The 25,373-nt window shown below is 44.6% G+C and carries 25 protein-coding genes and 1 tRNA gene; 6 read left to right on the top strand and 20 right to left on the bottom strand.

Translation table 11 applies throughout. The annotated features are described in order from the left end of the window. Nucleotides 1-162 precede the first annotated feature (162 nt). Nucleotides 163-606 (top strand): hypothetical protein, encoded by a 444-nt coding sequence (locus J2T19_RS11830; RefSeq protein WP_307215880.1) that lies wholly within the window; start codon nt 163-165, stop codon nt 604-606. On the opposite strand, the gene J2T19_RS11825 is transcribed toward J2T19_RS11830, so the two are convergent. The 3 genes from J2T19_RS11825 to J2T19_RS11815 all read right to left on the bottom strand — a co-directional run bounded on the left by J2T19_RS11825 (nt 595) and on the right by J2T19_RS11815 (nt 4,116). Beyond that, nucleotides 595-1,425 carry a (2Fe-2S)-binding protein gene (locus J2T19_RS11825; protein ID WP_307215879.1) on the bottom strand — a complete coding sequence of 277 codons (831 nt, stop codon included), beginning with the start codon at nt 1,423-1,425 and terminating at the stop codon, nt 595-597. The genes J2T19_RS11830 and J2T19_RS11825 overlap by 12 nt on opposite strands. After that, nucleotides 1,426-2,406 (bottom strand): ABC transporter substrate-binding protein, encoded by a 981-nt coding sequence (locus J2T19_RS11820; RefSeq protein ID WP_307215877.1) that lies wholly within the window; start codon nt 2,404-2,406, stop codon nt 1,426-1,428. A gap of 108 nt (nt 2,407-2,514) precedes the next feature. After that, nucleotides 2,515-4,116, bottom strand: coding sequence for an AraC family transcriptional regulator (locus J2T19_RS11815; protein ID WP_307215875.1), 1,602 nt, complete (start codon nt 4,114-4,116; stop codon nt 2,515-2,517). Nucleotides 4,117-4,552: 436 nt separating this feature from the next. Here J2T19_RS11815 and J2T19_RS11810 point away from each other — a divergent pair, with 436 nt between their 5' ends. The 3 genes from J2T19_RS11810 (at nt 4,553) to J2T19_RS11800 (ending at nt 6,085) form a co-directional block, all read left to right on the top strand. Beyond that, nucleotides 4,553-4,972: a MarR family winged helix-turn-helix transcriptional regulator gene (locus J2T19_RS11810; protein ID WP_307215873.1), complete on the top strand. Its 420-nt coding sequence runs from the start codon at nt 4,553-4,555 to the stop codon at nt 4,970-4,972. Nucleotides 4,973-5,003: 31 nt separating this feature from the next. After that, nucleotides 5,004-5,654 (top strand): nitroreductase family protein, encoded by a 651-nt coding sequence (locus J2T19_RS11805; RefSeq protein WP_307215870.1) that lies wholly within the window; start codon nt 5,004-5,006, stop codon nt 5,652-5,654. Nucleotides 5,655-5,785: 131 nt separating this feature from the next. Continuing rightward, complete coding sequence (locus tag J2T19_RS11800) at nt 5,786-6,085, top strand: putative quinol monooxygenase (protein WP_307215868.1); 300 nt, start codon at nt 5,786-5,788, stop codon at nt 6,083-6,085. 124 nt (nt 6,086-6,209) lie between these two features. On the opposite strand, the gene J2T19_RS11795 is transcribed toward J2T19_RS11800, so the two are convergent. The 4 genes from J2T19_RS11795 to J2T19_RS11780 form a co-directional block, all read right to left on the bottom strand. Next, nucleotides 6,210-7,565, bottom strand: coding sequence for an FAD-binding oxidoreductase (locus J2T19_RS11795; RefSeq protein ID WP_307215866.1), 1,356 nt, complete (start codon nt 7,563-7,565; stop codon nt 6,210-6,212). 193 nt (nt 7,566-7,758) lie between these two features. Continuing rightward, nucleotides 7,759-8,280 carry a MarR family winged helix-turn-helix transcriptional regulator gene (locus J2T19_RS11790; protein ID WP_307215864.1) on the bottom strand — a complete coding sequence of 174 codons (522 nt, stop codon included), beginning with the start codon at nt 8,278-8,280 and terminating at the stop codon, nt 7,759-7,761. A 46-nt stretch (nt 8,281-8,326) separates the two neighbouring features. Further along, nucleotides 8,327-9,136 carry an alpha/beta hydrolase gene (locus J2T19_RS11785; RefSeq protein WP_307215862.1) on the bottom strand — a complete coding sequence of 270 codons (810 nt, stop codon included), beginning with the start codon at nt 9,134-9,136 and terminating at the stop codon, nt 8,327-8,329. A 471-nt stretch (nt 9,137-9,607) separates the two neighbouring features. Continuing rightward, the gene (locus J2T19_RS11780) at nt 9,608-9,946 is read right to left on the bottom strand and encodes a winged helix-turn-helix transcriptional regulator (protein ID WP_307215860.1); all 339 of its coding nucleotides are present in this window, start codon (nt 9,944-9,946) and stop codon (nt 9,608-9,610) included. Nucleotides 9,947-10,054: 108 nt separating this feature from the next. On the opposite strand from J2T19_RS11780, the gene J2T19_RS11775 reads away from it, so the two are divergent. Then, entirely contained in the window at nt 10,055-10,441 is a 387-nt protein-coding gene (locus tag J2T19_RS11775) for a RidA family protein (RefSeq protein ID WP_307215857.1), read from the top strand. Between the two features lie 134 nt (nt 10,442-10,575). Here J2T19_RS11775 and J2T19_RS11770 read toward each other — a convergent pair whose 3' ends face one another. From J2T19_RS11770 to nrdR, 3 genes are all read right to left on the bottom strand, one after another. After that, nucleotides 10,576-11,985: a stalk domain-containing protein gene (locus tag J2T19_RS11770; RefSeq protein WP_307215855.1), complete on the bottom strand. Its 1,410-nt coding sequence runs from the start codon at nt 11,983-11,985 to the stop codon at nt 10,576-10,578. A gap of 424 nt (nt 11,986-12,409) precedes the next feature. Further along, a tRNA-Ala gene (locus J2T19_RS11765) sits at nt 12,410-12,482 on the bottom strand. 207 nt (nt 12,483-12,689) lie between these two features. Further along, on the bottom strand, nt 12,690-13,157 hold the full coding sequence (gene nrdR / locus J2T19_RS11760) for a transcriptional regulator NrdR (protein WP_056695429.1): 468 nt from the start codon (nt 13,155-13,157) through the stop codon (nt 12,690-12,692). Nucleotides 13,158-13,273: 116 nt separating this feature from the next. On the opposite strand from nrdR, the gene J2T19_RS11755 reads away from it, so the two are divergent. Next, on the top strand, nt 13,274-13,495 hold the full coding sequence (locus J2T19_RS11755) for an alpha/beta-type small acid-soluble spore protein (RefSeq protein ID WP_053783555.1): 222 nt from the start codon (nt 13,274-13,276) through the stop codon (nt 13,493-13,495). A gap of 164 nt (nt 13,496-13,659) precedes the next feature. Here the strand turns inward: J2T19_RS11755 and J2T19_RS11750 are convergent, their stop codons facing one another. From J2T19_RS11750 to pnpS, 10 genes are all read right to left on the bottom strand, one after another. After that, nucleotides 13,660-14,223, bottom strand: a complete 564-nt coding sequence (locus J2T19_RS11750; protein ID WP_056695432.1) for a lytic transglycosylase domain-containing protein — start codon at nt 14,221-14,223, stop codon at nt 13,660-13,662. Beyond that, nucleotides 14,220-14,816, bottom strand: a complete 597-nt coding sequence (gene coaE, locus J2T19_RS11745; RefSeq protein WP_307215851.1) for a dephospho-CoA kinase — start codon at nt 14,814-14,816, stop codon at nt 14,220-14,222. The genes J2T19_RS11750 and coaE overlap by 4 nt, the downstream gene beginning before the upstream one ends. Before the next feature lie 9 nt (nt 14,817-14,825). Continuing rightward, on the bottom strand, nt 14,826-15,614 hold the full coding sequence (locus J2T19_RS11740) for an MntP/YtaF family protein (RefSeq protein WP_307215849.1): 789 nt from the start codon (nt 15,612-15,614) through the stop codon (nt 14,826-14,828). A gap of 169 nt (nt 15,615-15,783) precedes the next feature. Next, nucleotides 15,784-16,614, bottom strand: coding sequence for a DNA-formamidopyrimidine glycosylase (mutM, locus tag J2T19_RS11735; protein WP_307215847.1), 831 nt, complete (start codon nt 16,612-16,614; stop codon nt 15,784-15,786). A gap of 131 nt (nt 16,615-16,745) precedes the next feature. Further along, entirely contained in the window at nt 16,746-19,397 is a 2,652-nt protein-coding gene (gene polA / locus J2T19_RS11730) for a DNA polymerase I (RefSeq protein ID WP_307215845.1), read from the bottom strand. Between the two features lie 186 nt (nt 19,398-19,583). Continuing rightward, complete coding sequence (gene phoU, locus J2T19_RS11725; RefSeq protein WP_145045919.1) at nt 19,584-20,243, bottom strand: phosphate signaling complex protein PhoU; 660 nt, start codon at nt 20,241-20,243, stop codon at nt 19,584-19,586. A gap of 59 nt (nt 20,244-20,302) precedes the next feature. After that, entirely contained in the window at nt 20,303-21,058 is a 756-nt protein-coding gene (gene pstB / locus J2T19_RS11720) for a phosphate ABC transporter ATP-binding protein PstB (RefSeq protein WP_145045917.1), read from the bottom strand. A 248-nt stretch (nt 21,059-21,306) separates the two neighbouring features. Next, the gene (locus J2T19_RS11715) at nt 21,307-22,488 is read right to left on the bottom strand and encodes a methyl-accepting chemotaxis protein (RefSeq protein WP_307215841.1); all 1,182 of its coding nucleotides are present in this window, start codon (nt 22,486-22,488) and stop codon (nt 21,307-21,309) included. Nucleotides 22,489-22,639: 151 nt separating this feature from the next. After that, entirely contained in the window at nt 22,640-23,368 is a 729-nt protein-coding gene (locus J2T19_RS11710) for a response regulator transcription factor (protein ID WP_128101191.1), read from the bottom strand. Nucleotides 23,369-23,532: 164 nt separating this feature from the next. Further along, nucleotides 23,533-25,362, bottom strand: a complete 1,830-nt coding sequence (gene pnpS, locus J2T19_RS11705) for a two-component system histidine kinase PnpS (RefSeq protein WP_307215837.1) — start codon at nt 25,360-25,362, stop codon at nt 23,533-23,535. Nucleotides 25,363-25,373 lie beyond the last annotated feature (11 nt).

Raw genomic sequence — 25,373 nt, 5'->3', positions numbered from 1 at the left:
GAGATTTCTTGTCATCCGTTCTAAAAACAACATACATACTTGTTAAATTACACGAAACACCTCTTATAGAGGTGGCTTGATGATTAATGTATGCATGAATGGACTTCCCATATCATGAGTTAGCCGAAGCACTTCAGAACGAACTACAACGTATACAGCCATTTGCTGAATCTCGTCGTTCATGAAGAGTTGCTCTCCAGCACGCCACATAGCCATTTCCCCGTTCAAAGTGAACAAACCCGCAGACGCTGGCTGAAGCCGCTGCAGGTTGTTGAATATGTCGTTGTAAAGCACAATAAATTGGAACAATTCCGCGACATCATGATGCAGCGAAATGGTCCAGCCATGCATATTATTTGTAATGAACGAAGATGGTGTCATAGCTTCTACGCACTGGAGACTGAACAGGTGTGGACGCATCATCCAGACTACCCTGGGTGGAACCAGCTTCATATTATTGCGCTATATCCAGAAGCCCCTTTCAAGTATAAAAAGGATCTTGGACATGGGCTGGACAGAGCCTCAGGTATTACTTTTGAAGAGAACATGGAGCAACTGAAACAGATTCGCACAATGCGTTACAAATGTATTAGCTCACGATTGTAGAAGATTACGCAATCGGGATTCCGAATCTAACTTCGGGCAACTGTTGCAGTATCCATGTGCATGACTGCCGCTTCCAACCTGATAGGCCAAACAACAATATCGGCGTATCAAAAGCGGCTGTCCTTGCCACTTGGGATGCTCGAAACATTTTAGCTTACTCGCAAACGGAGATTCGGTATCACCTTGCGGAGCAAGCCATACGCTGCGATCCTCTTGTATTCGTGTTAATCGTTCAGCCGTTTTCCATATGCCTTCATCATGGATCATTTGTGCATACAGCTGTTGCACATTGTGTGCAATAAGTGCCCACATGACCTTCTCACTCGCTCCTGTATCAGTAGCTACACCCTTAAAGATCGTTTCCAGATGTAGCTGCATTCTTCCTTTAAGCAAGCTGAGCTGGGATTTTCGTTTAGCAATATCTGCATACGCAACGGTGACCTGCTCCAACTGGCTCTCATAACGCATCCTGCCTGATCCAGTCAGTTCCACACGTACAACGTTGTCTTCAATTCGGAGTAAGGTGTCATACAGACTGAACGCAGAGACGACAGCCATAACCCATACCGAATAACGCTTCGCAAAAAGTGTGCCAACAGCAACACTTCCCGTGCCTCCAAGTTTAAGCCCCTGCTGTGTAGCCTGTTCACGTAGAAACGATTTTCGTCGCTCCTCATCAAGCAGATCTTTCACCGTAAAGGAATACTCGGAAGTCTCCCATGAACTTCTAATCTTCGTCACAAAAAAGTGCTGTAATGCCTCAACTAGCTCGGCGTGTTTCGGATCTGAACCTTGATTCGAACCTGGATAACGTCCCATCTATTGAATCATATCTTCAATTTCGTTGATAATCTCGCTACGTCCAATAGCTCCCCAGCCCTTGAACAACCACAAGGAATCCGTTGTATAGACCTGATCTGCAACGACCGCAGGAACACTCTTCCAAAGGGAGCTTTCGTTAATGCCATTTAGATAATCCTCAGCGTTTGGGTCAACCTCCAGAACTACAAAATCAGCATCAATATCTGCAATCTTCTCCATAGATAGATCCTCACGTTGTTCGGCTGGTGTCACCCCAGTAGGTTCAAATCCAAGATCATGATACAACAGCGTATTGGTTGGATGTCCTTTTGCCGCATAGATCTGTAATGTTTTCTCTCTTACACGTAGATAAGCTAGTTTCTTCTCATCCAATTGTTCAATTTTTGCTTTAAGCTGGTTGGCTTGTTGTTCCACTTCAGCAATTTTTGTTTTGGCCAGATCGACCTTGTCATACATCCCTGCAATAGTTAACAAGTCCTGTGTCCAATAGGTGGCATCGTCCGCATAATCGAGCCATTCGTTGCCAATAACGATGGTCGGCGCAATTTTCTCCAACTGCTCATACGCATTCTCAGCCGTTCGGCTCTCAATTACGATAACATCTGGATCAATCTGAAGAATAGCTTCTAAGTTAGGGCTGTCAGCAGAACCTACGGTCGGAACTCCAGCCAATTGATCTGCAAGATAAGGAGGATAATCTCCTCCATAACGCACTTCTACATTTACACCCGCTGGCTTCTCACCTATCGTCAACATGTGATCAATATAAGCAGAAGACAATACAACCATACGATCAATTTTCTGTGGTATAACCGCTGTTCCTTTAAGATGTTCAATCGTCTGCGTACCATTCTCTTCTGCCGATGTGTGCTGATCCTGAGGTGCAGTCTCTGCTACTTCCGACGTTTTCCCGCATGCCGCTAGTACAAACACAAGCAGGGTTATCAGTACGATCCATGATGCTCTCTGTCTAAACATTTGTAGTAAAACCCCTCTACTATTTAATAATAATAATCATTATCACTATAGTAGGGAAAAGAGTCCCTGCTTACCATGGATTATTTCACTCTCTTCGCTTGGACAATATCACCGTACCGTAATACCAAGTTGCTCTGCTACGTATTTCATTGCCCATATGCGACCTGTAGGCCCTAGCGTTTTGAAGAAAATATCCTCTGCATTATATACATGACCATCTTGAACCGCCTTCAATGCGTGCCATTCTGCCGAACTCTGCAACTGATGCAATTGAACCCTTGCCTCAGCTGTCGGATCGACCATGACAAAAATATGATCTGCCTCATATAAACGCAAAGCATTGAATTGCATTTCAACAGCCCATTGCTTCTCCGGAAATTGATATGGCAATTGAAACCCTAGATCATCATACAGTAACGCCCCGGTCTGGCTATTCCGTCCATACATTCGGTAAAACGTCGAGGTCACCCGAAGAAACATCACACGCTGCTTCCCCCACCTCGATTGAAGGCGGCCTCGTAGAAGCTGGCTTAGATCTGCATGCTCTTCAATCCACCGCTCAGCCTGTTCAGTTCGTCCCATAATGTCAGCCATGTACAGAAGTCTTTCATCAAAATGATTACTGTGTTCCAGCATTGTCGTAGGAGCAATGTGATGCAGTGCTTCATTAGGCTCTAGTCGGTCACTCGTAATGATTAAATCTGGTTGCAACCTTCGCAGCTTGTCGTAACTCTCATTGAAGCTGTTCAACATAATTCCGTGTTGGCGGTGTGCTTGCAGTGCAGGAAGAGCAACCGGATGTGCCACTCTCTGATCATAGGATAGAGCGGATACCGGCGTCAGACCAAGCGTAATGACGTAATCGTCCAGCCCATAATACGTGGTGGCGATTCGATCTACTTTCTTTTTCATGTACAGGGTCGGAGCAATACCTTCATTTTTCTTGAACACCCTGCTGAAATAATGCTCGTCTCTATAGCCAACCTGCTCTGCGATCGCTTTAATCTTATCGGAGGAGAACAGCAATTGTTTGGCTTTGGCCATACGTTGTTTCTGTATATATTCCATGGGCGTCATATGAAGTTGCCGTTTGAACGTTCTTGTAAAATGATTCACGCTAAGCCCCGCCATTTGGGCCATCTGCTCAATACGAAGATCTTCGGTATAGTTATCCTTCATGTATTCAAGAGCCAGATCCATACCTGCTACAGGTGGAGCTGCTTGCTTCACCTGATTCATTAGCTGTATCAATAACTGGTGCACGAGATGCTTCCTACGTAAGTTTACTGGACTCTCTGTAGGACGTTTACCACTCACCAGTTCATTCATAAGCTCATGAATATAACGTGTATTTGAAGATATGTTCAGCTTGCCCGTAACAGGAAAATCAAACGTCGACGCATGCCAATTATTCTGACTGCGAGTAACTGCCGCACACGAAAATAAAATGATCTGATATCGGATGGGTGCCTCCGTATACGTCTGGAGCTCCACACGCATTCCAGGCTTCAGCAGGAACCACTCCTCTTGTGACACTATATGCACAACGTCATTGATCGTAAGAGTTCCCTTTCCAGCGATAACTCTACATAGAGCAAACTTATTCCAGGTTCTTCGCTGAATTTCTCCCGGCTTGCTGGAGTATTGACGGACATGCACAGCAGAGAAAAACAGCTGCTCCAGTCGTTTTATCCAATCTATTTTTTCCATGCTGACTTCCTTTCCTGTTCGGATCAAACCCACTAACCCTTGAATACCAATCTACTGTTTGGCGTTCAGTAACCAATTCTTGATCGTATCTACTTGCAATATATATGTAGTGTTCTTTTGATTATAGTTAAAATGATAATAATTCTCAATGGAACATAACCAATATGTTTGCCTTCTAACGGATAAACTACATCTACATAGATATATCTGCTGCGTAAAATACAAACTCCATTTTTTGTTAGCCTGTTGCAAATCCATAAAAGGCATGATATATTAATTGAGCCGTCAATGATTGATACCTCAAATATTGATCCCTCAATAAACGACAGCATCCGACGTAGTAATCATTAAGCAATGGCATTGTATACTGGCAACTTTAATTATTTGTTAACATACGCCGTTGTTCATGATTCAGATTCACCCGGGAGGTCTAGTCATGACACGTATGGTTTCCAAAGAAGAACAAATCATCAATCTGCTGAATGTATTGGGCAACAAAATCAGTCCCAAGTTCGAACGCTGTACAGGTATCAGCTCCTCTCGATTTGAGATTTTGCATGAATTGGATCAGGTTGATGAGATTAACCAGTCCATGCTTCAGAAAATCATTAACATCGATAGTGCTGCCATTACACGCCACTTGAAACAACTTGAGGCGGATCAGATGGTGACCAGACGCAAGAACCCCGAGGATAACCGGGTAACGTTTGTTCGTCTGACAGACCATGGTCGCAAGCAAATTGAAGGCTATAAGACAGAGAAAACCAATTTTATTAACCAGATCCTACAAGGCTTTAGTGAAGAAGAAGTGTTAGCCCTCGCTAATTACTTGGAACGTATGCAAAACAACTTTTAAACCAGCCTAAATATAGAGGAGAGAACTATACATGAGTACAATTGAAAGCAAATTCCAAAAAACAAATGACTTTAACGAAATTACTTACGGTCGTCGCTCCGTTAAACTGTACGATCCTGAAGTTAAAATTAGTCGTGAAGAAATGACTGAGATTCTGGCTGAAGCTTCACGTGCACCATCTTCTGTTAATATGCAGCCATGGCGTTTCTTGGTTGTAGACACTCCAGAAGGCAAAGCAAAACTAGCTCCACTAGCTAAATTCAATCAGAATCAAGTGTTGACTTCTGCCGCTGTCATTGGGGTATTTATCGATATGAACAACGTTGAATACCTGGAAGAGATCTTCGGCAAAGCTGTAGAGCATGGTTTCATGCCACAGGATATCAAAGATCAACAAGTTAAATTTGTTAAACCTTATTATGATAATATGTCTGCAGCAGATCTGCGTGACGTTAACCTGATTGATGCTGGTCTTGCTTCCATGCAATTGATGCTCGCCGCCCGTGCACACGGTTATGACACGAACCCAATTGGTGGTTACGAGAAAGATCAAATCGCTGAAACATTCGGAATGGACAAAGAGCGTTATCAACCGGTAATGCTGATCTCCATCGGTAAATCTGCGAAAGAAGGTCACCCTTCCTATCGTCTGCCTGTTGATACAATTACAACTTGGGCATAATCTTATCTACAGTTAACGCTGGTTCTAGTTAAATTCTAGTTGATAGAACCGAAATGATTCTTGTCTTCCCACTTACGGGAGTAACAACCATTCGAGCCAACAAATATACATTACAACGGAGGTAGACTATTATGATTATCATTCACGCACACCTGCAAGTTAAACCGGATCAAGAGCAAGCTTTCCTTGCTGCAACAAAAGAATTGGTGGCTGCAACACGCCAAGAAGAAGGCAACATCAGCTACGAGTTGTTGAAACATACAGAGCAGGAACAAAAATATACTATGGTTGAACTGTGGAAAGATGAAGCAGCTACTGCTTCTCATAACGCAAGTGCGCATTTCCAAGCTTTTGTTCAACAAGCCGCAGCATTCATGGCTGCACCTATGGACGTTGAAGTATTTGCTGGAGAAGCTGTTAAAACGAATTAATCTCTTCACGTTGCATACCTGGCTATGCGGTATGAACAGAACAATAAAGCCACATGGGTTCATCCATAATGAACTCATGTGGCTTTTTCTATTGTTTATTCAACTGCATCGTAGTGAATTCAGTTTACTTGATTGAACGAGCAGGAGTGATGCTTTGCGGATTGTTGAACACATTTTTGGGATCATATTTGGCTTTCACTCTGCGTAATCTGGCATAGTTAGCACCGTAATATACAGGACCTGAATGCTTGATGCCTTGGTCTGGCACGTTTATATATGAACCTACAATGTATGGCTGTAATTTTTGGCGTGTGTTACGCACGATTGCAATATTTTTGGAGGCTTGCGATGGTTTCGTCCACGAGCTGTTCCATTCCACATAGAACTTCGCTTTGCGCCAGAAAAATGCTGTAGACCTAGGGGATTTCCGACTTACTGCGCCGCCCCAATTGAGAAAAAAGAACCCCGCAAACTCCCCTTCTACATTTTCCAAAAATCTACGCATCGACTTGATCGCTTGTTCTGGAAATGGACGTTTGGCGAATCCGGATGAGAACTGGTTACTATACCTTTGAGTAAGTACCGGATCAGGGGGTAACAGGAAGGTTACAGCATCGGGATAAGGTACCGAGCGAATAATGGTTTGAGTAGGTGTACCTACACTGGTAAGTGGCTTTAACAGGCGAAGAGCTTCTGTTTTGGAACCGAGGAATAACCCCTCCATGCTAACATTTCCACCCTTTTTGGGGCCAATGGACAACTCACTTCCAAGTCTTGTATCTACAGATGGAGCCCACGTTTGCCAAGTTTTAAGTACCTTCTCGAATTGAGCCCATGGCCAAGTAATGCGATACACGGTAGCCTTTGCCGGCGCACGACGTACTTTGAATTTGTATTTGGTATATACCCCAAAGTTTCCTCCGCCGCCTCCCTGGGATGCCCAGAAGAGGTCTGCATTACAATTTCGGTTAGCCCGAATCACTTTTCCGTTAGCGTCTACCATCTCTAGTTCGAGTAAGTTATCACTAATTAATCCAATGGTACGTTGCAGCGGTCCGATCCCGCCACCTAATGTAATTCCACCAATACCGACCGTAGGACTGTCACCAAAGGGGGCAATAAAACCTTTTTTCGCCAGCGTATGGGCGATTCTCCCCACTCGGTTTCCTGTGCCGACAACGACCGTTCCCTTTTTAGAATCCAGCTTAATGGAATTCAGCTCACTAACATCAATGACAATGCCACCATTCACCTGCGATAAATTCACTTCAAGCGCATGCCTTCCACTCCGCGGCCGAATTGGTACGTTATTCTCACGAGCCCACTTAATGGCATTGGAGACATCTTTCGTTTTTTGAGCAAAGACGAAGACCTTTGGCTTTCTGTCGGTATGTGGATCCCAATTTTTACGTGCCGCATCATAACCTGGATCTCCTTTATAAATAACCCGTCCGGTAAGCTTGGTTGATAATTTCACCATATGACACTCTCCCCATTAACCATTTGTTGACTTCCACTCCACGAAAGTACCTTATACTGTATGAGGGACATTCGCGGAGGGAATGGGCGAGTTCACAAAAAAAAAGAATCTTCCTTCTCGGCCAAGTGCATGCCATAGGAAAACTCCTTATACGATGAGAATTAATGATCAGCTCTAATCGATAGAGATACGTTTATTGGTCGACTGGATCAATCTTAATCAGCTTGCGCGTAACCTGTTCTTTTTCACCGTACCAGACTAAAACATCAGCTAATTTATCCAAAATGCGAATAAAATTGTCTTGGTCAGTTGCGGAGATGTTATCCGCATATTGGAAAATCTCATCAAAACAAAGTTCACGGACAAACGCTGTGTACTCGGCATACACTTCACGTCCCTTTGCCGAAGGTTTAACATAGATGTCTTTGCGATTTCCGCTCAAATGGTATTTCTCCAGCAAGCCTTTTTCCGTCAAGTTTTTCACATTTTTGGAGAATGTACTCCGACTAACACCAAGACGTGCTGCCATTTCAGACATTTTTTCCTCTTTGTCCTCAGCTTCAAGAATATATTCCAAGGTTTGAATTTGCGAAGCTGAGAATATGACATTCGTGCCATAACTTCGCTGCAACTTATACGTGTTTGAATACGCATTACCGTATTTAATGATCTTCTCAACGAGTGTTCGATGGTTGCCCATCCATTCTAATTTCATGGGTAATCCCTTTCATCTTCAAATTCTCTCTCTAAATGTACTGAAATTAGATATGTTTTTCAATCCAGGTTATCGCTTCTTCAATCACTTCATCTCGAGTCGGCTCGTTAAAGATCTCGTGCATGAGGTGTGCGTAAATTTTCAACGTTTTATCGGTCGAGGCAATATCTCCGTAAAAGTCGCGTGAATCCTGTTCACTCACCAGTCCATCATTTGCTCCATGCAGAACAAGCACCGGATCAACAAATTGTTTCGCATGTTCCTTCAGCCACGCCACCCCATACCCCAAGCTATTGAACAAATCCACAGAAATCTGCTTCTCAACAAGCGGGTCATTATTGTATGCAGATACAACCTCTGGATCACTACATACACCACTTCCAAGCTCATTCGGAAAATACGTGCCAAGTGGCAGGTCAAGCGGCAGTTCTCCGGCAACCTTCGTATTGTAACGAGTTAGTGCTCCTGAAAGGATAATACCTTTTACTTTGCCAGGGTATTTCGTTCCGAACGCAGAAGTTGCAAAGCCGCCCATGCTATGTCCAATGACAAATAGCGGGATATCGCCGCTTTCTTGCAATGCTTTTTCAACAATGACATTGACATCATCAATGATCTGATGAAAATCCCTATAGAACGTGCGCTGCCCTTCTGATCTGGCATGACCCCGATGGTCAAACCGATAAACACTAACTCCACGTTTATTCAGTTTTTCCGTTACATAATCATAGCGCCCAGCATGCTCGCATAACCCATGAACGATAACGACCGCTGCCTTTGCATTACTGACAACATTTTTACAGAAATAAAGCTGAGTTCCGTCAAAAGATTGAATCGTTATCTCCATTGTGCTCATATTTACCCCTACCTTCTGGTACACTCAAACACTAAATGGAAAATAAATCGATAAAATTCCTTAGCATATGTGTGCCCTTAATTGTATTTTTCTGATGCACTTGACCTTCGGATTTCATATTCATTACAAATAATATTGTTTCTTGTAGAAACAATATATCATTTGCGTTTACCTTTGTCTACGCCAAATTAAAGCGTTTACAACAAAGTTATAATACATATATTTCGTACAAGTTACGGTGTTCAATGTAAACTCTTCAAACGGATTCTTTTAGCCTTTTTGGCAGAGGATATAGTTAAACATAAAAGAACACCATCACATGATGTGAGGTGCTCTTATGGCGGAGTTCAGGAATGAGTTCTGAATTAAGTTTGACGTAGAACTTCTTATCTCATCGCTGGCAGCGATGCGCTCTATCATTGTGGGATGATTCTCCTATACAACCAAATTCTCGAAAATTCCACGTTCGTGCTAACTGCGGTTCTTAACTCCCCAATCACATAGCTGCTCCAACACAGGCAACAATGTCTTAGCCTTGTCCGTGAGGCTGTACTCCACTTTAGGTGGTACCTGCGGATATTCCTCCCGCTTGACCATGCCATCAGCTTCCAACTCTTTAAGTTGTGCGCTTAGCGTCTTATATGTGATGACCCCAAGCTGTCTTTTCATTTCATTGAAGCGAACCGTTTGTTTTTCCGCTAAGAGATAGAGGATAATCATTTTCCACTTCCCTCCGATTACGGACATCGTATAACCAAAGGGGGTATCTGCAATATTCTTATCTCCACCGTTCAAATCTGATATTCCCATTATTTCACACTATCCTTTCAGATAGTACCTATCTTTAAAGTGCGTACTATCCTATTCTATGTCCTAAGTTTATACTTAGCCTTACTTTGAAGTAAAGGAGAGAAACATATGAATGCAGTTCAAACGTATAATCACAATCTCTGGGATCACGGTATTTCACAAGGATACAGTGTAAACGGTACCTTATACATCTCAGGTCAATTCTCCCATAATGCAACAGGGGAGTTCGTTGGGGTTGGTAATATTGAAACCCAGACGCGTCAAACTCTAGATAATCTAGATCACGTGTTATCCCAATTCGGCATTACGAAAAACAATCTCGCTTATGTTGAGGTATACCTAACCAACGCACAGGAACATGGAGGGCAAGTTATTGAGATTTTTAAAGAATACCTAGGGGAACACCATCGTCCTGCGGGTAGCCTTATTGGTGTTACCTACTTAGCTTTCCCCGAACAATTAGTCGAGATCAGAGCAGTAGCACATACGGAATAACGCTATTATAAGCGGTTGGTAGCCTCTCTTTATAAAAATAAGAAGCGGTGAATCTCAGCATATAGCTGGGAATCCCGCTTCTCATAACAATTAGTACAGTCTGATCAAAAAACTGCCACAATTAAAAGAGCGACTTAGTGCACGTACTCCCGCTCAATTCGCACTAACTTGCTACTCTCTTCAAAATCAACAGACAGACCCAACTGTTCAGACACAAATCGCAGTGGCACAAAGGTAACACCCCGAACGACTGTTGGAGCTACTGAAACTGTCGTTTCTACACCATTGACCCGGACTTGCTGGCTACCTGTCTTCAAAACAATCTCCTTCTTATCATCTGAGATCCGAATGACTCGATCAACTGGAGCCCACTGAACGTCAAGCCCAAGTGACTCGCTAACTAGTCTTAATGGAACGAGTGTGCTTCCTTTTTCAATATAAGGACGATTCTCTTCATCAAAATATTTCGTTCCCGTACGTGTCTCATATGACCATGCTTTCTCAACAGAAAATTGCAAGTTCCATTTCTCCGTCTCGCCCGGATAGAAGTGCTGGGATAAATCATAGAAGTCTACCGTATAAGATAGCTCGGTAGCCTGTCCACCCACTGTACGCAAGCCAGTAATGTTAACTTGGTATTTCCCTGTGTACTCCTCTACTCCGTCCAGACGGAAAATAATCGCATTAGACACGCCGAACCCACTTAACTGCACATTCAAGTATAGATCCTTGTTTAGATCGTTATTTGTACTATCTAACGCCCATTTTTTCTGGCTTTGTAGATCAGTTACTTGTACCTTTACATTCTGCAAAGAAGGCTTCTCATACTTGTCGGGATTCAACGTGACCGACCACGGGTGAGAACCGCCAAATAACTGTTGCGGGAAATCTGCTGCCGGCCATGCGATGTAATCATAATTCACTGCCTCAGCACGAGATTTGTCGAACACCTGCATTGAACCATATCCACCAGCGATACCAAAACCCACCTTCTGCAAAGAAGGATTGAGCACCCAACGGCGATGTCCTACGCGATCTGCATTCCTGCCTGTATCTGGCATATAACCGTCCAGTACATTTCTACTTAGATTATTTCTTCCGCTTGATAAATTGCTGCTTTTAGTGGATTGATAACCTCTGTTATAAAATTCATCTGTCATATCTCCTGGCTTCTCAGGATAGTGAGACAGCTTATCGGTAGCTGCCAGTAAGACCGCACCATGCTGTGCCAACTCATTCAATTCGTTATCCAACTGCACATCACTTGGCAACCCAGCCAAGGCACGAACCAGATTCGTAGCTAACAAGGCTTGTTCAAGCATCGTCTGATTCACTTTTCCGATCTCATATGGTGCTTTAAAGGAAGGTTCGGTATCATAAGTCTTTAATCCAGCATTCATGTCCTGCAGTTGATTCCATGTTCGCTTGACCTCATCCCGTTCAGGAAAATGAAGTCCCGCTGCTGATGTCAGATTAGGCGTGAGCATGAATATCACAACCCACATCATCATCACAGCAGACCATCTCAATACATTTCGTTTCATCTCTCTTTATTCCCCATTCTCTTCGTAGCTATTGTTACAAGAAGTCTTTGATCTTAAAAATGGATGTCCTTCTAGCTCTAACTATGTATCTCTCCAGCAAGATGTTCCTAAAGAATGCTCACTCCTTTACTATCATATTTAGTTGCTTCTGTGCTATAAACTTATAAACCTTCCATCATCATAACAGAACACTTATGTAGGTTCTACTATATTTTAACCAAGCTGACCACCCGGCCATAAAGCGCCGCACTGAGTGCTGGGCGCTGCACGCGGGTGTGAAAACAGAGGCTTCCTTTAGTTATAGAAGCATCATCTTTTAATTTTTTGTGTGCACTGAATTTCTTACATCTAAAAACTGCACTTTCACATTACAAAAACCCGCCAAACACTCGGAAATCCTAGTGTTTAGCGGGTTCTTTAAGTATGGAGCCTAGGGGGATCGAACCCCTGACCTCATCGCTGCCAGCGATGCGCTCTCCCAGCTGAGCTAAGGCCCCAAGATATACAATAATAACTCGTCCACCACTGCAGCATTCCGCAGGCGACCCCTTTATCATATTCAATACCTGTTTTACTGTCAATATCTTTTTCTAATCGCTCAATACAGCCTAAAGGATCTGGAGAAGAACAATCTTCCTACCTGGAACACAATCATGACGACGTATCGTAACCCCAGCTTGCTCTTCTCCCTTTGCCCCAGGAATCTAATCCTCCAGGTCTTCTTTGGACAACAATGATTTTAATTCTTTCATGAACATATTGATGTCTTTGAATTGACGGTACACCGAAGCAAAGCGAACATAGGCCACTTCATCCACGGGAAAGAGCTGTTCCATCAATAACTCACCAATCTGGCGACTTTCTACTTCCGCATCAGCGGTATTACGCAAAGACTTCTCTACTTCAGAAACCATCATCTCAAGTGTCTCCACCGAGACTGGACGTTTCTCACATGCGCGAATAAGTCCGCGGAGTATTTTATCCCGGCTAAACTCTTCTCGGCTTCCATCTTTCTTAATAACAATCAGCGGTGTTTCTTCCACCATCTCAAAAGTGGTAAATCGGCGGCTACATTGCTCGCATTCCCGACGTCGACGTATGGATTTTGCTTCATTGGCCGGACGGGAATCAAGCACCTTGGTGCCCATAAAAGCACAATAAGGACATTTCATTTTTTGGTCACTTCCCATGTTTTACTTTTTTCCATAAGTTCCCTGTAAACATTTTGTAATGAAAATGGTATCTACGACACATAATACTTTTACCAACCGCGAGGAGGTGAACAGCAATGGCACAAAGCAACGGTAACTCCAACAACTTGGTGGTAACTAAAGCTTCCGCAGCTCTGGAACAACTGAAATACGAAGTTGCTCAAGAACTCGGAATCAGCATCCCACAAGACGGATACCAAGGTAACATGACTTCTTACGAGAACGGTTCGATCGGTGGATACATCACGAAGCGTCTGGTAACAATTGCAGAACAGCAATTGGCAGGTCAATACCAATAATATCTGCATCGTAATACGGTATTATAGAGGAGCATGGGGCGACCGGTGAACAACCGGTCTGCTCTGTGCTTCTACTATTATAACCGACTCTTGTACCATGCATGAGAACCATACATTTTCACACTTACCTGCATCTAGCTACAGCATCACACGATATATCCGAACTAGAACGTATTATAGATCTTAACATATTGATTATAATAATAAATGACGCGTTGTACATAGTGCCGGGTTTCCCCAAAAGGAATGTCCTTGACTGTATCAAATGACCCATCCCACACGCCATCTCGGAGCCAGCTACTAACCTTACCTGGTCCCGCATTATACGCAGCAATCATGACCGCCTCATTGCCATCAAACTGATCGGATAAGTTCTTCAGGTACCAAGTACCAAGCTGAATGTTCCTCTCAGGCTTATGCTTCAGTTCTTCTAATGACGTACCCGGAATTTTGGCCTGCTCCATAATCCAATTGGCCGTATCCGGCATGAGTTGCATAAGTCCGATCGCACCACGCTTAGATTCCAAGCTTGTTTTGAAGTTAGTCTCTACCTTAATAATTGAGGCAATTAGAAACGGGTCTACTTCATAGCTATAGGATTGTGCCCGAATCTCTTCCTTATAATGAATCGGGTAGAACCAAGCCATCCAGTTGGTATTCAAGAACAGCACTAGAACGAAGGAAACAAACATCAACAGCAGTACCCGTTTCTTACGTAGCCATTTCATATTAATCCCTTACCTTGAAGGAAAGAGATGACTTGCTGTTCTGTATTGTGCCATGCTCCACTGTTATCGATAACGATATCAGCAAGCATCTTTTTCTGCTCGATGTCCATCTGAGCCGCAATCCGGGCGTCAGCCTGCTCACCAGTCAACCCATCCCGGCTCATCAATCGTTCTCTCTGCACGGCTCTAGGCACGTATACCACGACGACTTCATCGAACCCTTTTTCCAGACCAGACTCATACAATAAAGGAATATCCGATACCACAAGCTTATCCGGGTATGCCTGCTCATATGTGGCCGCTCGTTCTCTCATCTCTCGGCGAATCGCCGGATGGGTAATAGCTTCAAGCGCTTTACGTTCCTCTGGATGCTGGAAAACAATACTGCCTAGCTTCTTCCGATCCAATGTCCCGTCTTCATGAAGAATGGCTTGTCCGAACCGCTGAACAGCGGCAGCCAAAACAGGATGCCCGGGCATCATGACCTCCCGGGCAATAACGTCTGCATCAATGAGCAGTGCTCCTTTACTGGCAAGAAGGGCGGAAACACTGCTCTTTCCTGTGGCGATCCCGCCGGTTAAGCCAATATTCATCATTTCACCTCACAACAGCTTCATAATTCCCATAAACATTAATAACAGTGCTGGCAACACGGACAATCGACGCATCCATTGCAGCGCAGCAAAACGAAGTCCAACCTTCATCCCGAGTGACAGAAATGCTCCACTGAACAACGCAATGACAAGTGCTGTCCACAGTGTTGGAAATCCGAGTAATGCAGCTCCAAGCCCTGCACCGAATGCATCCAGTGATAGTGCAATACCCAGCCACATCGCTTCTTGAGTCGAGATGCTTCCCGAATTGTCCATGTCTGCCTTGGAGGGACTTCGGAGTATTTGAATGACGACACCTAATTTTCGAAGTTCTAAGGTGAAGACCATCCGCTCCACAGATCCACCTGAAGCTGATTGCTCCAGTTCCAATGCGAGAACCTGGTTTTTCCCTTTGGAAGTTACCTCTTGCTCCGTTAAGGCTGATGCTCCGTTGGTTCTACTCTCTACATGCTCGCTTGCCGAATTTTCCACTGTACCTTCATCCGTTTCCGCTCTTTCCTTACTCTGCTTGCGTATAAGCTGAAATAGTGACCATCCACCAATCGCAATCAATATCACAGCCCCAACTTCGGATGCTACATTCGGTGAAACTACACGGGAGAGAAGCACCCCCACCTGCATAGACAAAGCGATTACTAATCCCGAACAAATAGAGATAACAGCAATGGACAACAACGGAATCTTGGTTTTGCGCAGCCCATATGTAATCCCGACTCCAAAACCATCTAAACTAAGCGCCAAAGCAAGCGCCAGTAATGAAATAAAATGATGCAGCACCCCGGATTCCTCCCCTGTGCGGATCCATTCCAACCGACAGATGTCAGTATGGGTATACGCCCGCTTATTTCTGCCATATCAGTATATGGAAGGAGGAATCCAAGGGTGCTTCAGTTTAAAAGATCGTTCAAAAAGTAATGTTGACTTCAGGCGTAGCGCAGCGACGCAACTACAGTATAGGCTGGCATTTCGGGCAGTAATGTGTACCTCTGCCACCCACTACACTTTTCTCAATTATTGTCCCGCAATTATGACAAGGCTCGGCTTTGCGTCCGTAAATTTTCAATTGATGCTGGAACATACCCATCTCACCTTGACCATTTACATAAGACTTAATCGACGAGCCACCTGCATTGACTGCATCCTGCAAGGTCGACACAATCGCTTCATGCAACACCGTTAGCTGAGCTTCAGACAATGTTTTGGCAATCGTCTCCGGATGAATACCTGCGCGGAACAGAGCCTCGTCCACATATATATTCCCAATTCCGACGACGTATGCCTGATTCAATAATACAGCCTTGATCTTGGTTGTCCGTTTGCCAACAGCATCGCGAAAAGCAGCAACGGTAAACGCCGGATCAAGCGGTTCTAGACCTAGCTTCAACAAAGGTTTGGAGACAAGCTCCTCTCCTGCATTGAACAAGTGCATCGTGCCAAACTGACGTACATCTTTATAACGTAATTCAGTTCCATCGGTAAAGTGGAAGATCACATGGGTATGCTTCTCTACCTCTTCGTGTTGCTGATACACACCATAGCGCCCTTCCATCCGAAGATGAGAGACAAGCACCAGCCCGTCCAGCAAAATACGTAAAAACTTACCTCTGCGCTCCACACCAATAACTGTGTGTCCCGCAAGTTCTAATGCAAAAGCATCTATATCGTCCGGCCGCTGAATAATACGCGGCAAACTAACCGTAACTCGATCAATGGTCTTGCCTACAATAAGTTGATTCAATGTTCTTCTGACTGTTTCGACTTCCGGTAATTCCGGCATGATGTTCTCACCTCCCCTATATTATAACGGAAGATGAAGCTCAGCGGCACCCTTTCTTGTGTCAAAAGCATGGGAGAAACCAATTGTAAAATATCGGTAGATTCCACTGCTTTCCATACAACCATGATCTATTATTTCGCTTCGTACCAGTTCTCCCCGTAGCTAACTTCAGCTTTGAGCGGCACAGACAGCTCTAACGCTTTTTCCATGACAGCTGGCACAAGCTCCTTCATCGTTTCCAGTTCATCTGCCGGCACTTCGAATACAAGCTCATCGTGTACCTGAAGCAGCATACGGCTGTTCAAGTTACGCTCACGCAGCGCCTCATCCATCTGCACCATAGCAAGCTTGATAATGTCTGCCGCTGTTCCTTGAATTGGTGTATTCATCGCTGTACGTTCGGCGAAGGAACGTATGTTGAAGTTGCTTGCGTTAATTTCAGGGAGGTAACGACGACGCTCTAATAGCGTTTTGACATAGCCATCCTTACGCGCTTCTTTCACAATATCATCCATATACCGACGTACGCCTTGGAATACTTCGAAGTATTGATCAATAAACTGCGCAGCCTCTTTACGCGTTATGTTCAAGTTCTGGGACAAACCGTAGTCGCTTATGCCATACACGATTCCGAAATTTACCGCCTTAGCTGATCGACGCATATCACTATCCACTTCTTCAGCCTTCACCCCAAATACGTCAGAGGCCGTCTTCGTATGGATATCCATATCATGTACAAAAGCTTCCTTCAATCGCTCATCATCTGAGATATGTGCAAGTACACGTAATTCGATCTGAGAATAGTCTGCTGCCAATATCGTCCAACCAGGCTCCGAAGGTACGAATACCTTCCGGATTTTACGACCTTCCTCCATCCGGATCGGAATGTTCTGTAGGTTCGGGAATTGACTGCTCAGGCGTCCCGTAGCCGCGATCGTCTGACGATAATACGTATGAACCTTGCCATCTCGCGGTGAAATCTCCTTCAGTAAACCCTCCACATAAGTGGATTGCAGCTTCGCCAACTGACGGTATTGCAAAATATGCTGGACTACCTCATGATACGGAGCAAGTTTTTCCAACACTTCCGCATCGGTGGAGTAACCCGTTTTGGTTTTCTTCACCACAGGCAAACCTAATCTGTCAAACAAAATCTCACCCAACTGTTTCGGTGAATTAAGGTTGAATTCCGTACCCGAGAGGCGATAAATTTCGGACATCAATCGACCAATCTGTTCTTCGAATTCATGACCCAGAGCCTGCAAATCAGCCGTATTCGCCTTGATTCCCTGCTTCTCCATATCAGCCAAAATACGTGATAATGGCATCTCCAGCTCATGGAACAGTGAATTCATCTCATCACTCTCAAGCGCTTTCTCCTGCAGTGGGATAATGGCTGCTACTGCCGCCGCTTTGCGACATAGGAAATCACCCAACACTTCCACCTCAGGCACTTTATACTTGGCGCCTTTGCCCATCACCGTATCATCCTCTACCAGAGACGGTAGCCCGTACTTCGCAGTTAAGCCACTGATCGTCTGGTTGGACTCTGTAGGGTCGAGCAGATATGCAGCCAACTGCACGTCAAAAGCTGCTCCTGCAAATTCAATGCCGTGGGCATGAAGTGCAAGATCTACACGGTGTAGATCATACCCCCGCTTAGGCTCGTCTGAATTCGCTAGCCATGCTCTTACAGAAGATGCTGCCTTCGATTGAAGCAGTTCGGGAGACAAGAAGATGTATTCTTCGCTTGAACCTAACGCGATCCCAACCAATTCCGCCTGATGCGGATTGTCACCGTGCGTTTCCACATGTATAACATCAATGGTTTCGAGCGAGGCAAATAGGTCTTCAATTGTTTCCTCTGTAGCAATCGTAGAATTGACCTCAGCCGCTGGTACAACTTCTACTGCGTCTACCTTGCCACTGAAGTTCAGACGTTCAAGCAATGACTTGAATTCTAGCTTCGCCAGTGCTGGCCCTGCTGTCTCTTCCTGTAAGCCTGCAAATTGCATATCTTCCCACGTCTGCTCCAATGGAACCTCGCGATGGATCGTAGCTAGCTGCTTACTCATCCGAGCATCTTCAGCGTGAGCTTCGATCTTTTCTTTCATTTTACCTTTCAGCTCGGCTGTGCCATTTAGTACATCCTCTACGGTACCGAACTGATGCAACAGCTTTAATGCTGTCTTCTCTCCCACTCCAGGAATGCCTGGAATGTTATCAGACGTATCGCCCATCAGACCCTTCAGATCAATAATCTGCAATGGAGTCAAGCCATAACGCTCCTTAATCTGGGCAGGGTCATACAATTCAATATCCGTTACACCTTTGCGTGTTAGCCCGATATGAACATGGTCAGAGGCAAGCTGTAGCATGTCCTTGTCACCCGATACAACAAGCACCTGTCTTCCTGCTTCATCAGCACGTTTGGTCAACGTTCCGATGATGTCATCCGCTTCGAATCCTTCAAGCTCAAACTGTGCAATGCCGAATCCTCGCAGCAATTCTTTGAGCAATGGGAACTGTTCCGACAATTCAGTTGGTGTTTTCTCGCGTCCACCCTTGTACTCCTGATATCCTTCGTGACGGAAAGTCACCTTGCCCGCATCAAATGCCACCATCACATGTGTCGGCTTATGCTCTTCAAGTAGCCTTAACAGCATTGTGGTGAACCCATAAACCGCATTGGTGTGTAATCCTTTTGAATTGGTCAACGGCGGCATTGCAAAAAACGCCCTATATATAATGCTATTTCCATCTATGAGAATAAACTTGTCCATTCCAGCACCTCACGTATCATATGGTCACACTTCAGATTCTATATCTACTCTCATGATACCATACACACCTGCAACAACAAAAAAGGAACTTCCCTTGAACAACCTATATGAATAGGCGTCCTGAGAAAGTTCCTTCATTCCGTGCATGTAAGTCCCCAATTCCAAACGTATGCTTATAAATTACAATTACTGGTTCAGATCCGGACGTTTACCCGTCACCAGATATACCGTGCTCTCGCCAATGTTAGTTGCGTGGTCACCGATACGCTCAATGTAGCGACCTACCATCATCAACAGCATCGCTTGTGAAGCCCGGTTCGGATGATCTGTCATGAAGGTATATAGATCACTGATCATGTGGCTGTACAGTTGGTCAACTTGATCATCAGTCTGAGCCATTTTGTAAGCCAGATCCGTGTTTTCCTTCAGGAAGGATTCAATCGCTTCATCGATCATTACCTTCACGATTTCAGCCATTCTCGGAATATCAACAAGGGGTTTAATTAACTCTTGACCTTCCATACGAAGTGTCACTTTGGCTACATCCAATGCAAGATCACCCATGCGCTCAAGATCACTGGAGATTTTGAAAGCAACGATAATGCGGCGTAAATCCTTGGCAACCGGCTGTTGTGTAATAATGAGCTTGGAACCAAGTTCCATAATTTTGTCTTCCAGCGCATTCAGATTCGCATCATTCTTGATGATGACCTGAGCTTTATCCACGTCTAGTGTCTGTAGACTCTCGATTGCACCATCCAATGCTGTTCCTACGTGCTCGCCCATCTCACGAAGCAATGTACGCAATTCCTCGAGCTCTTGATCAAATTCTTTTCTTTGAATCATAGGTTCCATCCCCCTCGTCCATCATCTCCGGATATGCCGGGAACATTCAATCAGCTTACTTAACCGAACCTTCCGGATATATAATCCTCGGTTCGGGAATCCTGCGGTGTGGAGAATAATGTCTCGGTATCCGCAGCCTCTACCACTTCACCATTCAGGAAAAATACCGTACGACCGGATACCCGCGCGGCCTGATGCATGTTATGGGTTACCATAACAATCGTATATTTATTATGCAGTTCCTTAACAAGCTCCTCTATTTTAAGCGTAGAGATTGGATCGAGGGCTGAGGTTGCTTCGTCCATAAGTAATACGTCAGGCTGAACAGCAAGTGCACGTGCAATACATAGACGCTGCTGTTGACCACCAGATAGGCTTAGTGCTGACTTTTTGAGTACATCCTTCACTTCGTCCCACAGGGCAGCATGTGTTAAACTTTGCTCCACCAATTGATCCAGCTCAGCTTTCTGCGTTACCCCATGCAGACGTGGGCCGTAAGCTACGTTATCGTAGATTGATTTTGGAAAAGGATTCGGCTGCTGGAATACCATGCCCACTCGCTTGCGCAACGTTTCGACTTCGATCTCGTTGCTGTAGATATCCGAGCCGTCCAGCATTACTTGTCCTTCCACGCGAACGCCTGGAATCATGTCATTCATCCGATTCAATGTACGGAGCAATGTGGATTTACCACAACCCGATGGACCAATAAACGCAGTAACCGTTCGCTCCGGCAAATCCATCGATATATTTTTAAGCGCATGATGCGTATCATAGTATAAATTAAGTTTATCAATATGAATGAGGTCTTTCATGGATGCTCACTTCTCCTTCGCTGCAGGGAAATTTAGTCCCTTTACGTTGATGTCCAATCACTATGATCAGAACAAGCTTGTTGGCCATCCTTAACATCCTACCTTCCCATTGTAAAAACCGTATCACTTTCATGTTAACGGAATGTAAAAAGACATCTTCTTCGCCATGATCCTTGGGGTTAAATCACAGCAACGATGGATGCCTTTATATGCATTAATTAGGTTTAAAATTTGGTAAGATGAAGTGGTTAATCAGAACGAGCCATCTCTTTCAACTGGGTACGGATATGTAAAGCCATATCTGCCGCCTTCTCTCCCTCCGAAGCTATACCCTCTGCAATACGAGACATTCCTGCAACAGCACTGTTCAACTCTCTGAAAGCTAACTCTCCAGCAGTAACGTGTGTTGAGCTGTCATCAATCTCCGCGGCACTTGCCCGGATCGATTCTACGGTTTGTTTCGTCAGGTCACCGATACCTTCAAGCAAAGAAGACATATTCCCTGCTACCTCACGAGTCTGCTTGGCAAGCAAGCGAATTTCACCGGCTACCACTTGGAATCCGCGACCATATTCTCCTGCATGAGCAGCTTCAATAGAAGCATTCATAGCAAGCAGAGCACTCTGATCTGCCAAGGAACGGATAGAACCTGCCATCCCTGCACCAGTTTGAATAGAGTCCAACATTACATTTGTATGCTGACGCTGCCCCTCCATATGCCGGTAGACCCGCTGGTACGACGTTTCGACTTGTGTAAGGCTACGTTCTCCATCCTCGGATAGATGCATAATTCGCTGTGCTTCTTCTCCCGCTTGTCCCGCAGCATGGACTAAACTTGTAACCGATTCGTTAATGCGGGCAATCTCTTGTCTTGATTCGGTGATCGTTCGTATACGCTCCTCACTTGCCTGATGCTGCAACTTCCGTGATAGAAACATCATATCCCGCATGGTTAAGACGCCTAGTAGCTTGTCCTCTTCTGTAACCAGGATACAATCATAAAAGTGCTGCTCTTCTCGCTTCAACGCAATATCAATAATGCTTGGTGCATCTGCTGAAACGTCCACAATAACCGGCAATGAATCCACGACATGTTGAACTGCCTTACGATAAAATAAATCTGCTGCAAAACGTCCATTAAGGAGTCGATACAACGTCTCCCTCATTAACAAACCAAGCGGCTTCATCTGTTCATCACACATTACGATACATGGATAGGCCTCATTTGCATTTAACATACTAGCCGCTTCCCCACAAGTGGTATGTACATGTACAACCGGAACTTCTCGGCAATAATCACGAATCGATAACGGATGCTTAAGAAGTGTGTTTTCAGAATTTTGAACTTCCTTCAACTCGGTTATGTTCTCTTGTACACGACTGTCTTGTTCGGACAAGTCAAGTTGTCTCGCTTCAAGCAACATAGGCATAAATGCGCATTCTCCTTTACGTATGAACTCCATCCTGCGGTGCATTATGTAGGTATAAAGTATCAATCATTCGAATTTATGCTACTCTTCATTCATGAAGGAAAATAATTCTTTATGTAAAATCAATGTAAAAAAAACTCCCCAATCATCGTTAACTCGAATGATGGGGAGTTTTTCTTTTTACAACCAATTTATAACCTACACCACGAATCGAATCAATGTGAACCGATTCTGGATCTAACTCTAACTTTTTCCGCAATGAGCTTACGTGAACATCGACTGTACGTTGACCTCCGATATAATCGAAGCCCCAGACTGCATTCATCAGATCATCGCGAGTGAGCACAACGCCCGGTTTCTTCGCAAGATAGAGAAGTACTTCGAACTCCTTCGGCCGCAAACTAATGGACTGTCCACCAAGTGTTACTTCATACTTCAAAGGATAAATCTCCAATTCACCCAATACAATTCGGGAGCCTTCTTTGTCCTCAGGTTGGGGCAAGTCCTCACCGTTGGAATATCGTCTTAACACTGCGTCTACTCTGGCGAGCAATTCCGATACGCCAAATGGCTTCGTGATATAATCATCTGCTCCTGATTTCAGACCTTGTACAACCTCAGCTTCACCGGTTTTGGCTGTCAGAATGATCACCGGCGTGGTTACACCTTGAACTCTTAATTTGTTCAGAATGTCTAGACCGTTCATTCCTGGCAACATCAAATCTAGCAATATCAGGTCGAATTCCTGGGATAATGCTCGATCATATCCAGAAGATCCGTGATCCTCCGCTGTTACATCATAGCCTTCCTGTGTAAGGTTATACGTAAGTAATCTTGATAATGTAGGTTCGTCTTCAATTACAAGCAAACGCTGTGCCATGATACCCCTTCTCTCCTTATAGTGCGCGTTCAAACATACCAACTATGAGAACAATCTCACCTATTATAGTTGTTCTATAGCCACAACACATTTCCTATCATAGCACCCATTTGTTAACTTAGTGTAAAGAAAAGCACACCTTTTTACAATTCACTTCCCGAGGCCTATACTTCTTCATCTTGAATTAACGGAAGAATCACACGAAATGTTGTTCCAAGACCGAGTTCACTTTCTACGGAAAGTTTGCCGTGATGCAGTTCAACAAGGTGTTTTACGATAGACAAACCAAGTCCCGTACCACCCGAATTACGTGATCTGCCTTTATCTACACGGTAAAAACGTTCAAAAATCCTTGGCAAATCATTCTTCGGAATGCCTATGCCGGTATCTGATACCGCAAATACGACCTGCTCCTCATCATCCTCACGTTCTACCGTCACTTGAAGTTTCACGCGTCCACCTTCAGGTGTGTAGTTGATGCCATTGGACAATAGATTGATAAAGATCTGTTTCATCTTATCCTCGTCTGCCTCAATATAGAGTTCCTCTGGGACAACCATCTGCATCCGGATCTGTTTCTTCTCGGCCACAGTGGACAGTGTTCCCAGAACCATTTCGAAGAAGGAATGAACGTGAACAGGTGAACATTGCAATGGAGCACGCTTGGATTCAATTTTGGACAGTTCCAGGATATCTCCAATTAGTCGGTTCAGTCGATCCCCTTCATCATAGATGATTTTCAGGAATGAACGTTCTGTTTCCTTATCCTGCACACCACCACTTAACAACGTTTCAGCAAATCCTTTTACCGCTGCTACAGGTGTTTTCAGTTCATGAGATACATTGGCTACGAACTCACTTCGCATCGACTCCAGCCTACGAATTGCTGTCACATCCTGAAGAAGGAATAACATCCCGCGGTAACTACCATCGTCTTCAGTCATGGGCACGCCATCAATCCGAATCAATCGTTCCTCTGGATTAAATACGCTTACTTCCTCATGCATTCGTTCTTGTAGTGCAACACTCTCCTCAATAGAGCGTGTTAGCTCATAGTGTTTCTTTAATTCTACATAAGGTCTACCTGTAACTCGCGCAGCCTGAATACCCAGCATCCGCTCTGCTTCTCGATTCACCAATGCAATCGACTGCCCTGCGTCTACCATGACAATGCCGCCTGTCATATTGGCAAGTACGCTTTGTAGCAACGCCTCATTATCACGGATCGTTTTGAGTTGCGTCTGAAGACTATCGGCCATCCCGTTAATCGCAAGCCCCAACTGACCAATCTCGTCTCGGCGTGTGACATCCACTCTGGCGTCATATTCTAATTTGGTTATTCGATGTGCGACCTTGATGATATGCTCAATTGGTGAGGTTAAACTGCGTGCCACACGATAACTGACGAGTGCTACGATAAGAAATAGCAATCCAAGTGCGGTGAATGTAATGACCCAGCCACGCTGAAGTCCTTGATCTACAGCCGCTAGGCTCATAGATAGACGTATATAACCGTCAAATTTACCTCCAGGCACTTCAACCATGTCACTCTGATCTGAATTGACAGGAAGTGCAACATAGAGCATGTCCTGTCCTAACGTCTCACTATATCGTATTGCCTGACCATAGCCATCTCCAATGGCTCCCTTTATCTCTTCACGTTCCAGATGGTTATCCATATTGGCAGGATCACTTTCCGAGTCGCCGATGACTGTCCCATCTCTATTGATAAAGGTTACTCGGGAATCCGTCAGCCGATCGAGTTCAAGTGCACGCGCAGAATAATATTGTCTAGTCTCGGGAGATGTCGGATCGCTTGCATCGTGAAATGGAAATGTTGCTTTTAACAGATTAATCTCACGCACCATCGTTTGTTCCAAAGCTGTGGTATGTGTTGTTTTAAACACTCTGCCCATCGTATATCCCGCTACAATAACGGATACACCAATTAGAACCATCATGATGATGGAGAGGCGAACTCGAAATGGTCTCATCAATCTCTTCC

This window comes from Paenibacillus tundrae (assembly GCF_030812775.1).
Classification (GTDB): Bacteria; Bacillota; Bacilli; order Paenibacillales; family Paenibacillaceae; genus Paenibacillus; species Paenibacillus tundrae_A.
The sequence above is the reverse complement of the archived record's forward strand: the minus strand, read 5'-3'. Positions and strand labels throughout refer to the sequence as shown.

Bases quoted from the DNA above. Each gene is read 5' to 3' on its own strand.
- J2T19_RS11825 (WP_307215879.1), bottom strand. From the start codon at position 1,425: ATGGGACGTTATCCAGGTTCGAATCAAGGTTCAGATCCGAAACACGCC.
- J2T19_RS11820 (WP_307215877.1), bottom strand. From the start codon at position 2,406: ATGTTTAGACAGAGAGCATCATGGATCGTACTGATAACCCTGCTTGTG.
- J2T19_RS11815 (WP_307215875.1), bottom strand. From the start codon at position 4,116: ATGGAAAAAATAGATTGGATAAAACGACTGGAGCAGCTGTTTTTCTCT.
- J2T19_RS11810 (WP_307215873.1), top strand. From the start codon at position 4,553: ATGACACGTATGGTTTCCAAAGAAGAACAAATCATCAATCTGCTGAAT.
- J2T19_RS11805 (WP_307215870.1), top strand. From the start codon at position 5,004: ATGAGTACAATTGAAAGCAAATTCCAAAAAACAAATGACTTTAACGAA.
- J2T19_RS11800 (WP_307215868.1), top strand. From the start codon at position 5,786: ATGATTATCATTCACGCACACCTGCAAGTTAAACCGGATCAAGAGCAA.
- J2T19_RS11795 (WP_307215866.1), bottom strand. From the start codon at position 7,565: ATGGTGAAATTATCAACCAAGCTTACCGGACGGGTTATTTATAAAGGA.
- J2T19_RS11790 (WP_307215864.1), bottom strand. From the start codon at position 8,280: ATGAAATTAGAATGGATGGGCAACCATCGAACACTCGTTGAGAAGATC.
- J2T19_RS11785 (WP_307215862.1), bottom strand. From the start codon at position 9,136: ATGAGCACAATGGAGATAACGATTCAATCTTTTGACGGAACTCAGCTT.
- J2T19_RS11780 (WP_307215860.1), bottom strand. From the start codon at position 9,946: ATGGGAATATCAGATTTGAACGGTGGAGATAAGAATATTGCAGATACC.
- J2T19_RS11775 (WP_307215857.1), top strand. From the start codon at position 10,055: ATGAATGCAGTTCAAACGTATAATCACAATCTCTGGGATCACGGTATT.
- J2T19_RS11770 (WP_307215855.1), bottom strand. From the start codon at position 11,985: ATGAAACGAAATGTATTGAGATGGTCTGCTGTGATGATGATGTGGGTT.
- nrdR (WP_056695429.1), bottom strand. From the start codon at position 13,157: ATGAAATGTCCTTATTGTGCTTTTATGGGCACCAAGGTGCTTGATTCC.
- J2T19_RS11755 (WP_053783555.1), top strand. From the start codon at position 13,274: ATGGCACAAAGCAACGGTAACTCCAACAACTTGGTGGTAACTAAAGCT.
- J2T19_RS11750 (WP_056695432.1), bottom strand. From the start codon at position 14,223: ATGAAATGGCTACGTAAGAAACGGGTACTGCTGTTGATGTTTGTTTCC.
- coaE (WP_307215851.1), bottom strand. From the start codon at position 14,816: ATGAATATTGGCTTAACCGGCGGGATCGCCACAGGAAAGAGCAGTGTT.
- mutM (WP_307215847.1), bottom strand. From the start codon at position 16,614: ATGCCGGAATTACCGGAAGTCGAAACAGTCAGAAGAACATTGAATCAA.
- polA (WP_307215845.1), bottom strand. From the start codon at position 19,397: ATGGACAAGTTTATTCTCATAGATGGAAATAGCATTATATATAGGGCG.
- phoU (WP_145045919.1), bottom strand. From the start codon at position 20,243: ATGATTCAAAGAAAAGAATTTGATCAAGAGCTCGAGGAATTGCGTACA.
- pstB (WP_145045917.1), bottom strand. From the start codon at position 21,058: ATGAAAGACCTCATTCATATTGATAAACTTAATTTATACTATGATACG.
- J2T19_RS11715 (WP_307215841.1), bottom strand. From the start codon at position 22,488: ATGCCTATGTTGCTTGAAGCGAGACAACTTGACTTGTCCGAACAAGAC.
- J2T19_RS11710 (WP_128101191.1), bottom strand. From the start codon at position 23,368: ATGGCACAGCGTTTGCTTGTAATTGAAGACGAACCTACATTATCAAGA.
- pnpS (WP_307215837.1), bottom strand. From the start codon at position 25,362: ATGAGACCATTTCGAGTTCGCCTCTCCATCATCATGATGGTTCTAATT.